15 protein-coding genes and 1 pseudogene are annotated in these 16803 nt (G+C 34.7%); 14 read left to right on the top strand and 2 right to left on the bottom strand.

Translation table 11 applies throughout. From position 1 onward, the window contains the following. Position 1 precedes the first annotated feature (1 nt). From ES676_RS11950 to ES676_RS14745, 13 genes and pseudogenes are all read left to right on the top strand, one after another. Complete coding sequence (locus tag ES676_RS11950) at positions 2–1348, top strand: APC family permease (protein ID WP_148370563.1); 1347 nt, start codon at positions 2–4, stop codon at positions 1346–1348. Positions 1349–1479: 131 nt separating this feature from the next. Further along, a complete protein-coding gene (locus tag ES676_RS11945; protein WP_148370562.1) occupies positions 1480–1734 on the top strand; it encodes a heavy-metal-associated domain-containing protein in 255 nt (84 codons plus the stop codon). A gap of 120 nt (positions 1735–1854) precedes the next feature. Next, positions 1855–2865, top strand: a complete 1011-nt coding sequence (locus ES676_RS11940; RefSeq protein ID WP_148370561.1) for a type II glyceraldehyde-3-phosphate dehydrogenase — start codon at positions 1855–1857, stop codon at positions 2863–2865. Between the two features lie 14 nt (positions 2866–2879). After that, a complete protein-coding gene (locus ES676_RS11935; protein WP_148370560.1) occupies positions 2880–3941 on the top strand; it encodes a class I fructose-bisphosphate aldolase in 1062 nt (353 codons plus the stop codon). A gap of 17 nt (positions 3942–3958) precedes the next feature. Beyond that, on the top strand, positions 3959–4795 hold the full coding sequence (locus ES676_RS11930; RefSeq protein WP_148370559.1) for a universal stress protein: 837 nt from the start codon (positions 3959–3961) through the stop codon (positions 4793–4795). After that, positions 4792–5634, top strand: coding sequence for an ATP cone domain-containing protein (locus ES676_RS11925; RefSeq protein WP_148370558.1), 843 nt, complete (start codon positions 4792–4794; stop codon positions 5632–5634). Before ES676_RS11930 ends, ES676_RS11925 begins: the two co-directional genes overlap by 4 nt. Positions 5635–5676: 42 nt before the next feature. Further along, the gene (locus tag ES676_RS11920) at positions 5677–5931 is read left to right on the top strand and encodes a hypothetical protein (RefSeq protein WP_148370557.1); all 255 of its coding nucleotides are present in this window, start codon (positions 5677–5679) and stop codon (positions 5929–5931) included. Positions 5932–5986: 55 nt separating this feature from the next. Then, a complete protein-coding gene (locus tag ES676_RS11915; RefSeq protein WP_148370556.1) occupies positions 5987–7360 on the top strand; it encodes an MBL fold metallo-hydrolase RNA specificity domain-containing protein in 1374 nt (457 codons plus the stop codon). 18 nt (positions 7361–7378) lie between these two features. Next, positions 7379–7918, top strand: coding sequence for an AAA family ATPase (locus tag ES676_RS11910; RefSeq protein WP_148370555.1), 540 nt, complete (start codon positions 7379–7381; stop codon positions 7916–7918). Beyond that, complete coding sequence (locus ES676_RS11905; RefSeq protein ID WP_317130826.1) at positions 7918–8631, top strand: hypothetical protein; 714 nt, start codon at positions 7918–7920, stop codon at positions 8629–8631. Before ES676_RS11910 ends, ES676_RS11905 begins: the two co-directional genes overlap by 1 nt. Before the next feature lie 79 nt (positions 8632–8710). Further along, positions 8711–9005, top strand: a pseudogene (locus ES676_RS11900) (phosphoribosylpyrophosphate synthetase). Between the two features lie 18 nt (positions 9006–9023). After that, positions 9024–11126: a copper-translocating P-type ATPase gene (locus ES676_RS11895; protein ID WP_148370554.1), complete on the top strand. Its 2103-nt coding sequence runs from the start codon at positions 9024–9026 to the stop codon at positions 11124–11126. Positions 11127–11357: 231 nt separating this feature from the next. Then, positions 11358–11585 carry a hypothetical protein gene (locus tag ES676_RS14745; protein WP_170234455.1) on the top strand — a complete coding sequence of 76 codons (228 nt, stop codon included), beginning with the start codon at positions 11358–11360 and terminating at the stop codon, positions 11583–11585. 575 nt (positions 11586–12160) lie between these two features. On the opposite strand, the gene ES676_RS11885 is transcribed toward ES676_RS14745, so the two are convergent. Both ES676_RS11885 and ES676_RS11880 read right to left on the bottom strand, forming a co-directional pair. Then, a complete protein-coding gene (locus tag ES676_RS11885) occupies positions 12161–12418 on the bottom strand; it encodes a hypothetical protein (RefSeq protein WP_148370553.1) in 258 nt (85 codons plus the stop codon). Between the two features lie 1015 nt (positions 12419–13433). Continuing rightward, positions 13434–13856: a hypothetical protein gene (locus ES676_RS11880; RefSeq protein WP_148370552.1), complete on the bottom strand. Its 423-nt coding sequence runs from the start codon at positions 13854–13856 to the stop codon at positions 13434–13436. A 943-nt stretch (positions 13857–14799) separates the two neighbouring features. Here ES676_RS11880 and ES676_RS11875 point away from each other — a divergent pair. Next, the gene (locus ES676_RS11875) at positions 14800–16263 is read left to right on the top strand and encodes a hypothetical protein (protein WP_148370551.1); all 1464 of its coding nucleotides are present in this window, start codon (positions 14800–14802) and stop codon (positions 16261–16263) included. The last annotated feature ends 540 nt before the right edge of the window (positions 16264–16803 follow it).

The raw sequence follows: 16803 nt of genomic DNA, 5'->3' as shown, positions 1-16803 counted from the left end.
TATGAAAAACACCAAAGACAAAAATAATAAGCTTTCCTTAATAGGTTCCATTTCTCTTGGCACTGGCGTAATGATTGGCGCCGGGATTTTTGTCCTTATGGGACAAATAGCAGAGCTAGTGGGCGATTTATTCCCAATTGCTTTTATTGCAGGTGCTGTTGTTGTGGGTTTCAGTTCTTATTCCTATGTAAAGTTCTCAAATGCTTTTCCTTCCTCTGGAGGTGTCGTTAAATTTTTAAATAAATCCTATGGCCCAGGAACTACAACGGGTGTCTTTTCTTTATTGATGTATGTCTCAATGGTAGTTTCAGAAAGTTTGGTTGCCGGTACTTTTGGCGCCTATACGCTTCGCTTATTACCAGATAGTTTTGCAGGTTACGCATCCGTTCTTGGTATTCTGCTTTTGGTAATGGCCTATATCGTGAATATTCTAGGTAATAAAGTAATTGGCACAACAGCCACCTTTACGGCAATTATTAAAGTTACAGGTATAGCAATACTCGCCATTGCTGGTCTAATAGTTTCTGGATTTGCAGATATCACTGGAAACTATATTCCAAAAAATACCGAAGCCTTGCCACAAGGATTAGGGTTTGTTGCTGCCTTGGCGTTGGCGATTCTTGCTTATAAAGGGTTCACTACTATTACAAATCAGGGTGGAGACATTAAAAATCCACATAAGAACCTTGGGCGATCCATTATTATTTCTATTCTAATCTGTACGATTATTTATGTAGCGTTGGCACTTGCTGTTGCAGGAGGTTTAAGCATCCCAGAAATAATCGAAGCAAAAGACTATGCCTTGGCTGCCGCTGCCCAACCCATTTTTGGGGAATGGGGTTCTTGGATTACCATAGCTATAGCTATCGTAGCCACTTTTTCTGGAGTTATCGCAAGTGTGTTTTCAGCCTCACGCTTGTTGGGGATGTTGAGTGATATGAAGCAGGTTCCATCCTTAAAAAAAATAGCAAAGTTTAAAAATCCCGCCCTCATCTTCACGGTTTCACTTGCTATTTTATTAACTGTTCTGTTCGATTTAACAAGAATTGCTTCCATTGGAGCTATATTCTATCTCATTATGGATATTGCTATCCATTGGGGACTTTTCCGCCATCTTAAAAACGAAGTGAATTTTCAACCTATCATTCCTTTGACGGCTATTATAATGGACATTGCGGTACTCTCTGCCTTTCTTTATATAAAATATTTGAACGATCCTTTGGTACTTATTGTAGCGGCCATTGGGATTGTTCTAATAATTGTTGCGGAACGTCTTTTTATGATTTCGCATACGGATACTGAAGGCAATATGCCAATGGGAATGGACGACAACAAACCTGTCAAATAAAAATATAAATTATTTAATACTCAATATTATGGAACAGATAAGTAAGGACAACAAAAATAAAAAGTAGATAAGTGATAGAAGTAGTAAAAACAGTTTATATAAAAAATAATAACAATTAAAAAATCAAGATTATGGAACAACAAGTAGCAATTAAAGGAATGAGCTGTGGCGGTTGTGTAAAGACCGTCGAAAAAGCATTGAGTCAAATAGTAGGTATAAAAGCAGTATCTGTAAGCCTGTCTCCACCAAAAGCAGTTATACAAGCAGATAGTGCTATAAATATGGCACAATTACAGGCAGTATTATCAAAAGCCGGCAATTATGGTGTTGCAGGAGAACAAGAGACCAATGCGCCAAAAAAATCGGGTGGTGGGTGCTGTGGATAACCGTCAGTTCTTGAAACTTCGGCCTCTTATTGATAGAGGCCGTTATCGATAAATTATAATCAAAACCCATCATAAAAGACTCATTGAAACAATAACCTAAAATTAATTAAATAAAAAATAATGAAAAACATAGCAGTTATAGGATACGGAGTCATTGGAAAAAGGGTGGCCGATGCCATCAATTTACAAGACGATATGAAACTTGCGGGAGTGTGCGATATCATTAGCGATTGGCGCATACAAAATGCCGTAAGAAAGGAGTTTGACATCTACGCAGCTACCGAAGAAGCAGCTGATAAAATGAAGTCCGAAGGGATTTCAGTAAAAGGCAATAGGCAAGAACTTTTAGAGAAATCAGATCTCGTGGTGGACTGTACGCCTAAAAAAATTGCGGCTCAGAATGTAGAAATCTATAAAGAAAAAAGCATCAAATTTATTGTTCAGGGTGGCGAAAAACACGAAACCACGGGACATTCCTTTAGTGCCGAAAACAATTATAAATCAGCTATAAATCTAAATGCTACAAGGGTCGTTTCTTGCAACACCACTTCTATTTTAAGAACATTGACGGCCCTAAAAAGAGCCGATTTATTGGATTATGCCAGAGGCACACTTTTAAGAAGAGCGACAGATCCTTGGGAAAGTCATTTAGGTGGTATTATGAACACAATGGTTCCCGAAAGAGATATTCCGAGCCATCAAGGTCCTGATGCTAAAAGTGTTGATCCAGATTTGGATGTCATCACTTCCGCAGTAAAAGTGCCCGAAACTTTAAGCCATATGCACTACTGGAATGTGAAATTGAAAAAGAAGGCCACAAAAGAAGAAGTGCTTAATGCTTTTAGAACGTCCAGCCGTATTAAACTAATTCAATATGACCAAGGTTTGGTTTCCAACAATACCATCAAGGAAATGTTTTTGGATATGGGAAGGCCTTGGGGCGATATGTATGAAGTTGCCCTCTGGGAAGATATGCTGAAAGTTGTGGGTGATGAATTGTTCTATGCCTATGTGGTGGATAATCAAGCTATTGTTATCCCTGAAACTATCGATGCCATTCGAGCACTTACTGGAATTGAAACAAATGGAGCAAAGTCTATTTCAAAAACCAATAAAAGTTTAGGAATCTAATAAATCATTATGTTATGGATGTTTATAAAAATATAGTTGAAAATTTAGGGAACAAGGCTTCCTTCTATTTAGACCACGTTTGTGAAAAAATTACAAAGGACGAACTGCAAACCCCGAGCAAAAATAGTTTTGAAAAGGTATTTGCCAAAAGCAATAGAAATCCACAGGTGCTTCGAAGTCTTGCCCAATTATACAATCACGGAAATCTGGGTGGCACAGGATATTTGAACATACTCCCTGTGGATCAAGGTATTGAGCATAGTGCCGCATTTTCATTCTATAAAAACCCGGATTATTTTGACCCGGAAAACATAATAAAACTCGCTATTGAAGCTGGATGCAACGGTGTAGCGTCCACCTTTGGCATTTTGGGGCTCAATGCCCGAAAATATGCCCATAGAATCCCGTTCATTGTCAAGATTAACCATAACGAGCTTCTTACCTATCCCAATAAATATGACCAAACCCTTTTTGGCAAGGTAAAATCGGCTTGGGATATGGGAGCCGTTGCCGTAGGTGCCACTATTTATTTTGGTTCAGCTGAAAGCAACCGACAGCTTAAAGAAATAGCCGAAGCTTTTGAAGAAGCGCACAATTTGGGGATGGCAACCATCTTGTGGTGCTATTTACGCAACGAATCATTTAAAACCGAAAAAGAAGATTATCACGCAGCTGCCGATTTAACAGGGCAGGCAAATCATTTGGGCGTTACCATTCAGGCTGATATCATCAAACAAAAATTACCAACCAATAATTTCGGATTTAAAGAAATAGGGTTTGGTAAATATGATGATGAAATGTACAAAATACTTACCACAGAACATCCTATTGACCTATGCAGGTTACAGGTGGCAAATTGTTATATGGGAAAAATAGGATTAATAAATTCAGGTGGAGGTTCCAAAGGCGAATCAGATATGACTGAAGCTGTGACAACCGCTGTTATCAATAAAAGAGCTGGCGGTTCTGGTTTGATTTTAGGTAGAAAAGCCTTTCAGAAACCTTTTAAAGGAGGTTTGGAATTACTCAACCAAGTGCAAAGTGTATATCTGGAAAAGAAAATAACAATAGCATAATCATAAAAAAAATCAACATGAAGAATATTCTAGTACCCACTAATTTCTCAAAAAATTGCGACAAGGCAGCACACCTTGGGATTAAAATGGCAAAATTATATAATGCCGAAATCCACTTTCTGCATTTAATGACAACACCTGTCGATTGGGTAAAACTCGACAAACTCAAAGAAAAGCGCTATCCAGAAACTGTAAAACAAATTGGCATTGCCAAATCCAAATTACTTGAACTAGAAAGAATGGCAGAACACCAAGGGTTAGAATGTCGAACCTTTCTTCAGTTCGATTCAGGACAAAAAGATATTCTGGAACATTCAGGCCATTTCCACCACGATTTTATTATTACCGGAAGTAGCGGTACTAAAGGTCGTGTAAGAGAAATAACAGGCAGTAATGTTGAGAAAATTGTACGTAAAGCCAATGCACCAATTATCGTGGTTAAGGAGGAGGAAGTAATTTTCCCCTTTAAGGATATTCTATTTGTCTCTGCTTTTGACGAGGATGTTAGTCATCCGTTTCAAGCAGTCCTTTCCATTGCTCAAAAATGTGATGCTAAAATCCATTTATTACGTATAAATACAGAAACGGATTTCAATAGTATTGAGCAAGGCTTAAATCCTGTTAAGGAATTCCTTGAAAAGTTTCCTGACTTGAAGAAGTATTCAATGAACGTTCAAAATGAGTCATCAGTAGAGGAAGGAATCAATACCTTTTTAAAACATCAGTCAGCAGATTTAATTGCAATGAGCACCCACGGAAAGACTGGCTTTTTGAGTTTATTTTCAAAAAGTATTGCCGAGGGTGTAACCAATCATTCTGAACTTCCAGTAATGACAATACATATTGAAAAATGAAAAATTCAATCAACATAGTGAAGTATTCTGGCGATGTAGTCCCCTTTGATGTGGATAAGCTTATCAATTCCTTAAGACGCTCACAAGCTAATGAAGGATTGATTCAGCAAATAGTGACGCAAGTTGAAAACCAATTATATGACGGAATTACCACCAAAAAAATCTATCAAATGGCATTCAAAATGCTAAAGAGCAAATCAAGGGTAAGTGCTTCAAAATATAAACTCAAAAAAGCCCTGATGGAATTGGGCCCCTCTGGCTTTCCTTTTGAAAAACTAGTGGGAAAATTATTTGCGCACGAAGGATATGCAACAAAAGTTGGTGTGATTGTTCAGGGTAATTGTGTGCAGCACGAAATAGACGTAATAGCTCAAAAAGAAAACAAACATTATATGATTGAATGTAAATATCATAGCGACCAAAGAAGGACTTGCAATGTAAAAATTCCGCTTTATATCCAATCTAGATTTCTGGATGTTAAAGCGAAGTGGGAACATAAAAAAGGCCACGAAACTAAACTTCATAAAGGAGGTGTGTACACTAATACGCGATTTACAACTGACGCAATTCAATATGGTACATGTGTAGGATTGTTATTAACAAGTTGGGATTATCCTATGGGAAACGGTTTAAAAGATAGAATAGATAAATCTGGCTTCCACCCACTAACCGCTTTAACAACGCTCACAAAAGCCGAAAAAACAAAACTATTGGATAAAGACATTGTACTCTGCAAAGAGCTTCACGAAAACCCTACGTTATTAGAACAGATAGGAATTGATAAAAAAAGACACAAAAAGATTTTAGAAGATTCTGAAGCGCTATGTAAAAGCGCATAACGATTAAAGATATAAAATTTAACAATCTTAAATACAAAACTTATGAAAACTAAAAAATTGAAACAACAGAATAGCATAGATTTCGAACCATTTTATCAAGCCTTGGAAGATGATAATAAATTGCTAAAAGAGGCTTTTAAAACAGTATTGGAGATGGTAAGTACCGACCCAAAAGTTGCCAAGAAAATAGCACAACTTATTAAAGAAGATTTTCACGGCTTATATAAGGAAGTTGTGGCATTGTACACAACTGATAAAGAACAGGGCAACACCCCTTCTTGTTGTGGCGTTAACTAACTGGCGGGTTCCCCATTGATACAAATAATTTATAACCACATAAAAATAACTAAAAATGAAAAATAATAAAATAAATATCCACTTTTTGGGCGCAGCAGGTACAGTAACCGGCTCAAAATATTTAGTGGACACAGGCGATAGAAAAATACTCATAGACTGCGGACTTTTTCAAGGGTTAAAAGAATTACGCCTTAAAAACTGGGAATATCTACCTGTGGAAGTTTCAGAAATTGATATGGTTTTGCTAACACACGGCCATTTAGACCATACTGGATATCTGCCAAGGTTGGTTAAACAAGGATTTAAGGGATCTATATATGGCACCAATCCAACGCTTGACATCGCAAAGATCATACTTAATGATAGTGGCAAAATACAGGAGCAGGAAGCCGACCGTGCCAATAAGGAAGGGTATTCCAAGCATAGCCCAGCAGATCCACTCTACGATTTAAAAGATGTAGAAAAAACCATTCCACATTTTAAGGGCGTTCCGCAAGCACAATGGATTCCATTATTTGATGGCATCAGGGCTCGATTTCAATATAACGGACACATTCTTGGTGCTACCTACATCGAGTTGGATGTCCACGGAAAACGCTTTGTTTTTTCAGGAGATATTGGAAGAACGAACGATTTACTATTGTATCCACCTCTAAAACCTAAAAAGGCTGATGTACTATTCATAGAATCCACTTACGGCGGAAGATTTCATCCTGATGAAGTGGAAGCGATACCGCAGATTGAAAAATTAGTCAAAGACACTTTTGATAGAGGCGGCAGCCTATTTGTTCCTAGCTTTTCTGTAGAACGCGCGCAACTGATGATGCTTATTTTTTGGAAATTACTTAAGGAGAACAAAATACCCAAAGTACAAATGATAATGGATAGTCCAATGGGGGCTAGTGTATTAGAGCTATTCCACCGCACGAGAGATTGGCACAGGCTGGAAGACAATGAATGTGATGAAATGTGTTCACATTTCACAGTAGTAAAAAGTTATCGTGAAACTTTAGAATTGCGAATGGATAATAAACCAAAAATTGTGATTGCAGGAAGTGGAATGCTTACTGGAGGTAGAATGCTCAACTATCTTGAAACACAGGCGCAAAACCCTAATAACACGTTGCTTTTTGTGGGTTATCAAGCTGAAGGAACCCGTGGAAGAAAATTATTGGAAGGCGAAAAGGAACTAAAAGTCTACGGAAAATGGGTGCCTTTCAAAATGCAGGTAGCTGAAGTTGAAGGTCTCTCGGCACACGCTGACCACGCAGAACTTATGGATTGGATGAGTAAGATAAAAAACAAACCAAAACGGATTTTCATTGTACACGGTGAAAAAGAAGGTGCAGAAGCCGTTCAAAGAGGCATCAAAGAAACCTATGGTTGGGATTCAGAGATTCCACAGTTATATAGTATAAAAGATGTTTAATTTCTTATATGAAAAATTATGCAAAATAAAAAAGCAAAAACCACCTGGCACGTCATAACAGGTGGTCCAAGTACAGGAAAAACTACCGTAATTAATATGATTGCAAAAAAAGGTTATAAAACCACTATCGAACATGCTAGACATTATATAGATACTATACGCACAGAAGGAGAAACTGTAGAAGATTTGCGAAAAAATAAAAGAAAATTTCAATTAGGTGTGCTTGATATGCAAATAGAGCAAGAAGCTGAAATAGATCCTAAAGATCTGTTTTTTTTGGACAGAGCCATTCCGGATGCAATGGCTTACTATCAATTCCTGTCACTTGATTATGACGAAAAATTACTGAATGCGGTCAAAAATACATCATACAAAAAGATTTTTATTTTAGATCGACTGCCTTTTATAAAGGACTACGCGAGAATTGAAGATGAAGAAGATCAAAAAAAAATACATCAATTAATAATTGAGGTTTACACATCTTTAGAAATACCAATCGTTTTTGTTCCAGTATTGCCACCTGTGGAACGTGTAGAATTTATTTTAAATAACATATAATGAAGATAATAATGATCTTTATCAATAATTTTAAAACTAATTCAGTACCTGAAAAATTTCATTATCAAGTAGTTGTGCCACTTCTTCTGTTGTTTTTGATATTAAGTAGTACAAATCTTAAAGCCCAAACTGAAATGCTCATAGAGCAGGTTTCAGGCAGGCTTGTCGTTCGCGAAAACTTTGATGAAAAAGGAGCTTTTTTAAATAAACAAACCTTTGAAGCAGGAAAAATTATCACTAAAAATGGATATTATGCAATTGAAGTAATCACAGAATTGTTTGACAAAAACAAAAAATCTACCGAAAAGTACACCACAACCTACCGCTGCAAACCAGAAGATGGGAATCTAATGATAATAGCTTTTCCGTTTTTCAACCCAAAGTCCAAGGAAACCGAAATCAATACCATTTCTAAAAATTTTAAAGAGCTATACGATTTGGAAAACTTAAGAGATATTGAACTTGAAATGAGTTTTGACTCAGGCCTATTAAATTTTTTTGGTTCAAAAAGCACCATAAATATTTACGATAGAAAATTGGACGGTAATAGAAGTAATATTAAATCAAAAATCAATATTAAGGCCTATGCGTGGGGAATTCGCATTAAGCAACTCAACTATACCGTTAACGAGAAATTCAATGGAAACGATTTATTGACCTTTCAGAAGTTTACCGAAGCCGATGGTAGTTATTTTAGAATAAACTATAAATAAGCCCATAATGGGCAATTAATTAAAACATCCATAACAAACTATCAGAAAAGATTGAAGGGATGGTCAAAAAAAATATCAGATGAAAAATTACGATACCCTTTCAGAAGCTATTAACGATTTACAGGTAAACGAATATCCCTATGACTTCAACTTAACGCCTGAATGTTTGAAATGTGCTTCGCTGAAAATTGAGATTCATCCTGAAGATTTCAAAGTAGATAAAACCTATCGCTTTGAAGGAATGAGCAGTACGGACGATAATAGCATTCTTTATACTATATCCTTCCAAAGACGGAATTAAAGGTCTTTTGGTAGATGCCTATGGTGTCTATGCTGAAAACATTTCAGAAGCAATGCGGAAAAAATTACGTTAACACCTAAACAATACTATAATGGAAAATCACGAACACGACAAACACGAGGAAATGGACCATTCCAAAATGGATCATTCAAAGAAGAAAGACAAAAAAAAAGACCATTCTAAAATGAACCACGGAAAAGAAGACCATTCAGGACATAATCCTGGTCACGGACAAATGGGTCACGACCATCATAAAATGATGATTGCCGACTTCAAGAAACGCTTTTGGGTAACCCTTGTACTTACAATTCCCATATTACTATTCTCGCCAATGATTCAGGGGTTTTTCGGGTATGAATTTTTACTTCCGGGTAATCCATATATACTTTTTGCACTTTCTACCATTGTGTATTTCTATGGTGGGTGGCCTTTTCTTAAAGGTTTTGTTTCAGAAGTAAAGAATAGTGCACCAGGGATGATGACGCTTATATCTATGGCAATAAGTGTTGCATATTTCTACAGTTCTGCAACTGTTTTTGGTTTAAGAGGTGTTGATTTTTTCTGGGAGTTGGCAACTTTAATCGCTATTATGCTTATTGGGCATTGGATAGAAATGAAGAGTGTTTTAGGGGCCTCAAAAGCCCTCCAGCTTCTCGTAAGTATGATGCCTGCTGAAGCTCATAGGGTAAAAGGTGATTCTATTGAAGATATTCCTCTCGAAGATTTATTAAAAGACGATGTGATATTGGTAAAGCCCGGAGAGAAAGTTCCTGCTGACGGCATCATAGTAGAAGGCACCAGCTATCTAAACGAATCTATGCTAACTGGAGAATCGAAACCAGTAAAAAAAGAAGAAAAAGATAAAGTAATTGGCGGTTCGGTAAACGGTAACGGCAGCATAAAGGTAAAAGTTGAGCATACAGGAAAAGACAGCTATCTCAACAAAGTAATCACAATGGTAGAGGAAGCGCAAAAGACCAAGTCAAAAATGCAAAACCTTTCGGACAGGGCTGCAAAATGGTTGACGTATATTGCTTTGGGGATCGGTTTTGGGACATTGGCAGTTTGGTTGATGTTAGGTTTTCCATTTGTATATGCATTGGAACGAATGGTTACCGTTATGGTTATTGCTTGTCCACACGCACTTGGTCTTGCCATTCCACTTGTGGTTGCCATTTCTACCGCAGTATCTGCACAAAACGGCTTGTTAATTAGAAATAGAACTGCCTTTGAAGAATCACGTAAAATTTCAGTATTACTTTTTGACAAAACAGGAACATTGACCAAAGGGGATTTTGGCGTTACCAGAATTGAATCTGTAAATGAAGCCTATTCATCAGAAGAAATTTTGAGGCTTTCAAGTGCACTGGAACAAAGTTCAGAACACCCAATTGCCGTTGGAATTATTAAAAAGGTAAAAGAAGATAATATGACCATTCCGAAACTGGAAAATTTCAACGCCATTACAGGTAAAGGTGTAGAGGCAAATGTAGAAGGGAAGCAAGTAAAAGTGGTTAGTCCTGGTTATTTAAGGGATGAAAAAATAGAAATTCCAAAGGATGCTTTTAGTGATGCTGCTGAAACTGTTGTATTTGTATTAATTGATGGCCAACTAGCAGGATATATTGCTCTAGCCGATGAAATAAGACCAGAATCTGCCGAAGCTATTAAAATATTTAAAAAGAATAACATCAAGGTTTTAATGGCAACTGGCGATAACGAAATAACAGCAAAAGCGGTTAGCGACAAACTTGGTTTGGACGGTTATTATTCTGAAGTATTACCGCATCAAAAAGTGGAAATTGTAGAAAAATTACAAAACGAAGGAGAATTTGTGGCAATGACGGGCGATGGTGTTAACGATGCGCCTGCCTTGGCACAAGCAAACGTCGGTATTGCCGTTGGGTCAGGTACAGATGTAGCCGCTGAAACTGCCGATATTATTTTGGTAAATAGCAATCCACAGGATATTGCTAATTTAATTTTATTTGGAAAAGCTACTTACAATAAAATGATTCAGAATCTAATATGGGCAACTGGATATAACGTAGTTGCCATTCCATTAGCTGCTGGCGTACTATATTCTTCGGGCTTTGTATTAGGACCAGCGGTAGGAGCTGTATTTATGAGTTTGAGCACCATCATAGTGGCCATTAATGCGCAATTATTAAAGCGGAAAATAGGTAAAAAATAAATGAAAAGGAAAGAAAAACTCAACAAGATATTTATAATCTTGTTGAGTTTATTTGTAATAATGTTGGGTTACTGTATTTTATTACCGACCCTGCCCTACTACACCGAAAGATTAGCATTAAAAGACAATCTCGATCCCGACCTTATTAAGTTCATATTGGATTACTCACAAGCATCTATCCGTTTTTCCAGTTACTATTTGTAGTGGTTTGGGGAAAGCTTTCAGATAGATATGGTCACAACCTATTATAATTATTGGTCTTATCAGTTTAGTAATAATGCGATTATTAACAGGCCTAGCAACATCTCTGACAATGCTGAAGTAATGCTGCTCTATTTAGAAGAACGAAATGTAACTCCTAAAGAAGACGCTAACCGTATATTAATAGCCTCTGGATTTCATAAAGAAATAACTATTCTTACAGGAAATACATTGTATCTACACGTAAAAAGACGCTGATAGGTAGGTAAGAACACGAAACAAGTGGTGCAAAGAGACTGGAATTTAGTAGCACAGGGAATACTGGATATCCTAACTTAGCATCCACACAAAGTTAAGGTATAAACTCTTAATTTTAAAAGATGAAAAAAGAAAGAAAAAGAAATAATAATTATTAATGGCAGTATATTTTTCATAATACAAACTAACACTTTTATGTTTGACAAGCATCATAATAAAAGGTTATTATTTTCAGTTACAAAAAAAAATAGTAGAAAAGCACAAAATTTACATTATGCACTTAACTACTATTTTTTTTATAGTTTACTACGTTACTAATTTTTAATTTTAGTTTGAAGTTTTTTTAAATATCTAGGTATACTAAAAATTAAAATCATACTAAGTGCAATTATTTTAACAATTGAAGTATCGTTTTTAAAACTTATTATATTTAAAATAAGAATTGTACTAATTAGTATAATTAAAAATGTTTGAAAATAGAACGATCTAATAATCTTATTATCTCTCTTATACTTAATGAAGTAAATCAAAAGAGCTAAAACAACTAAAGGTATTATTGTTAAACTATTCATATCTTAATTCTTACAATTTTTTACACATACATACGTATATAATGCGGCTGCACTATCCATAATTGGAGCAGGTCCATCCAATAAAGACATAGCAAAACCATCTAAAACACATTTAGAAGTACATAACCATCCTGGTAATTTTGATAAGTGTATACCATAAACTTGAGATGCTTCATCTGTTAAAATTAAATAGAAAGGAGCTCTTCCAACTTCTTTATCTTTAGTGAAATAACCTGTTTTATTTTCTGCATCAAAAGTCATTACTAAGCCTTGCAGTTGCTCATTTATATTATTATCAGATGAAACAACATCATCAATAATATATAATTCATTGGAGTTATTTCTAATAATCGAAAAATGTTCAATGATGTTATCACTTAAGTTTTCTTTATTTAGATTATTAATGGGTAAATCCTTAATGATGTTACCTTGATCAGATGGTGATAATTCTGAATTATCTGTTGAACAAGAAGTAACAGTTAATAATGCTGTAAATACAAAGATGGCTAGAAATTTTCTTTTTATTTGTTTTAAAAGAAAGCGTTTCTTTTTTTACTTTTTTTGATTAATTTTCTTGAAGTATCTAATACTCCTATTTGTCTGTTTTTTAAATATATAGACAGTCTCTATTTTAACAGTTAGCTGGTTTTATGATTACATAACTTAGTTATATTACTTTATAGCCTGTATAAGTCTTTACTCTATTTTTAAACTATTAATAACAAATACTAAAATCACACAAAGAGTATGAAATAGGATTAATCAATAGCAACGCTATATAAAAATAAATTATTGTATATAATAATAATAATAATAAGAAAAAATAATTAACAAATTTATATACATTAATCAGGGGAAACAGTGTAATTTCTGTTTTCAAAACCGCATTGTTTCATTACATTTATCCTTTAAAATAGGACTTAATTAGTGAATACGATTTGGCACACAAAAAGGAGTTCTCAACTCTAAAAAATGATATACCAGTTTTAAGAATAATCCTAAAACTTGAAATCTTATTCAAATAGCTTCAACTATATAAAGAGTTTTAGTTATTTTAGTTAAAACGATATCATATTACTAGTATTAGAGTTTAAACAAAATCAATAACTAAAATAGCAAAATGAAGTTCTTAAAAAAAATAAAACAAATTACTCATTTAATGAAAGCGATAGATTTCAAATAATTTAAGCTTTAAAACTTTTAAAATTAAATAGTAAGTCTCAAGACTTTTATGAAACACTAAAATCCAGTAAAAATACTCCGTGGTTAAAGAGCTTTAAATGATCCAACCTTTTTTAGCCGCTCTTTTACTATATAAATAAAGGAATATGGCTACTCCAATAACTACAATAGGCACTAAAATTGATAAAACAAATGAAGAATTGTTAATATCGATAATAAATAACCAATACAGCTCTGTTAAGACTAGGGTAATCAATGAAACTGCGAAAAATTTGATAGCCCATTTTTTCTTTAATAAAAGCATAAAAACACCTAATGTTTCAGAGAATATGGCAACTACAAACGTAATTCCGTACCATAGTGGTACCGATTGCAAAACTGCAAATTCTTCAGCTGTGGTATTTTCTTGTAGGAAGTCCATTTGATAAGTCGTTAAGTATAATTCAATAATGTTCCATATAAGAGCAAAAATACCTATAGCCCAAAAGGAAGCTGGTGGTTTAGTTTTTATTTTCATAAATACCTCTTTTATTTTATTTATATTCTAAATATAATGAAATAAAGTTTAATTTTAATAACTATAATCTTTTGTGTCCGCCGTAGTTATGTAAAATATCAACTTTTGTTTTGAAAAACTCTCTTTGCAACAAAGTGTTACTTAAAGACCAAATCATCTTATTATAAAATTAGGTTACGACTTACACAATCTGCTCTACACTAATATAGTTTATATTGAAAGCGACTGCGAATATGTATTTACCATGCAGCAGACGGTAAATGTTAATGGCCAACCAATAACTTACTAAGCTTATTAACGAATTATCCACAGCTTTATTTATGGGTGAACATCGTTCTTTTTTAGTCCATAAATAAAAGGTAATAGGTCTTAATGGTTGCGATGTAAACTTATCTAAGATTGAAATACCCGTTAGTGACACCTATTTCGAAAATGTGAAAAAGGAGTTCTTTTCTTAATGGTGTAATGTGTATTTCTTTTTTGTAATTAATATTCTGTTTTTTTTAAGTCTGATTTAGACCTCGGTCTGTATCAATGCCAAACTGGAGTATGAATTTTAGTTGACCCACAATTCTTTTTTATCTACGTCTTTCTAAGTAATCTCTTGAACGCAAATAAGAAACCCATTTCAAAGCTTTTTTAGTCAGATTTTATATAAGGTTTAGACTTATGCCGTTAATTAAAGTAGTTGCCTAAATCTACTATTTCATTATGGAAAAGCCTTCGTAATAAAAGACAATCCAATTTTATTCTTACTCATAAAAGATACTCGTAGTTTTATAATTTACTATGTAAGATGTTACTTACTATTTCAATATTTACGAATTTTAAAATGTTAAAAAAGGTTCTAATCTTATATTAATAGGATTAAATGTTTGTTTTTAACGTTAAAATACATAAATTTACGATGATATTTTGAATAACTAATGAATCCCTTATCATTATGAAATCTAAAAAACTTCTCCTTATATTTATATTACTTACCACTTTTTCCTACGGACAAGTAGGAATTGGTACAATAACTCCTGATCCTTCTGCGGCCTTAGATATTACATCTAATTCTCAAGGATTCTTAGCACCAAGAGTAACCACTGTAGAACGTACCGGAATAACCAGCCCGGCAGAAAGTTTATTGGTCTTTGATACCGATGAGGACACTTTCTTCTACTATAATACCACTACAACCTCTTGGATAGCTCTTGCTAACGACGCTAGTGTTAAAAGGAATAATTATAAGCTTATAAAATCTGCCGCCGATTTAGCACAAGAATTAATCGACGGAGGCTCCAGCTATTTGTTAGATGAAAACACCTATTATGAAATTAATGGTACAATAACCTTATTAAACCCCATCGATTTAAATAATGCCTATGTTTCTGGTATGGATGCCAATGAAGATGTACTCTCATATACAGGTGGAACTGTTTTTAAAGGAAGTACAGGTGGTAGTATTAGAAATGTAACTTTAGTAGGCGCAAAAGCATTTGAAATCACGGGCTCAGCTACCGAGACACTTTTAGTTCAAAATACTATTATATTTGGAATGAACTCTGTTGGAAGTATTTCAGGCTTCGGATTATACTTTAGCAATATTGTCCAGTTCGTAGGTAATACCAATGGCATCACGTATTCTAATATTGGTAATTTGCTATTGAACAATCAAGGATGGTTCAGTTCTAATAATGGAACATTTGAAACCTTTACGGGAACCTTTGGTTTAATAGAGAAAGTAAGTGGTTTTAGCACGGTGAATGGGGCGGATGTGGCCTTGGACGTTAGCAGCAATCCTGTTGTTGCGACTGGAATTTTACAAGGCACAGCTTTTTCTGGGACAACTTCAGCGACTTCTGGATATGTTAAAGGTTACACTACTGGGTCTTACGCAGGCTATAATTTTAGTAATGCTTGGACTGCAGGGGCACCAGGAATACCAAGAGAGAATGATGATGTTGCCACAGGTGATATTAACTTCACGGCATCGGTTGGTAGTGGAGTGTCAACTTTATTTACTGGTACAGGAACAAGTAGTAGAGAAAAGGTCATAGGTGCAACCACTTCCAACAGCCTATTCCGTTTTGAAAAAGATGGAGATAACAAAATTGTTTATAGAGGAAGTAAAAAAAGGTTTTTTGGAGCTAATGCTTCTATTTCTTTTCAAGCTAGGAATTTATCAGATTCACCAACAATTTATATACTATACGTAGCCAAAGGAGAAGATAACGGTTCAGCTTCAGTAATTACTCAAACTAAGGTTTATGGAAGAGCTACAACTGATCAAGAGATTATAGCGCTTCCTATCATAGGAACTATTGAATTAGATACAGACGATTATATAGAGGTTTGGGCTGAGCGTTATTCAGGATCCGGAAATATGCTCACAGTATCCCTAAATTTAACTGTGAGATAATGCTATATCATCGTTCATCAATTATTTTAATTTATAACTCTTGAAAATCTTTAGTTACCAAACCGAAAGTTTTTTTGTTTTCTAGTCTTTTGAAATAAAGCAATGAATACGCTACCCCAAAGACTCATTAACAAATTAAAGTCTCTACATCGCTTATTACTCCACTCTATTTATTAAATTTAGAAACTAATCACCCTATTAAATGACCTCATTGGTTACTAAGAGAATACCACAATAGCCTCCAAAATCCATTTTAATTAGTATTTATTACCGTATAGAACTGTTTTAATTGTTATCGGGTTCTGACTCCGCACCATATCGTTTTGCGGTTGTAAAGAAAAACAATTCGAAACAAACATTCTCTTGTTGTGGTAGTGCTAACCGAGCATTTTTATAGTTATGCTTTTCATATTTAAGTAAGGTTCGCTATCGCTTAAACCTTTTCTTAATGAAAAAGAGGATTGTAATCTTTACCTTATACCTTTTAAGATTTTCTCTTAATTTAGTTAGTATTTGCATATCGCGCTTTAGAACTAACAC

The organism is Bizionia saleffrena (assembly GCF_008086175.1).
In the GTDB taxonomy this organism is placed as follows: domain Bacteria; phylum Bacteroidota; class Bacteroidia; order Flavobacteriales; family Flavobacteriaceae; genus Bizionia; species Bizionia saleffrena.
Note: the sequence above shows the minus strand (reverse complement) of the source record. Positions and strands in the feature narration are given on the sequence as shown.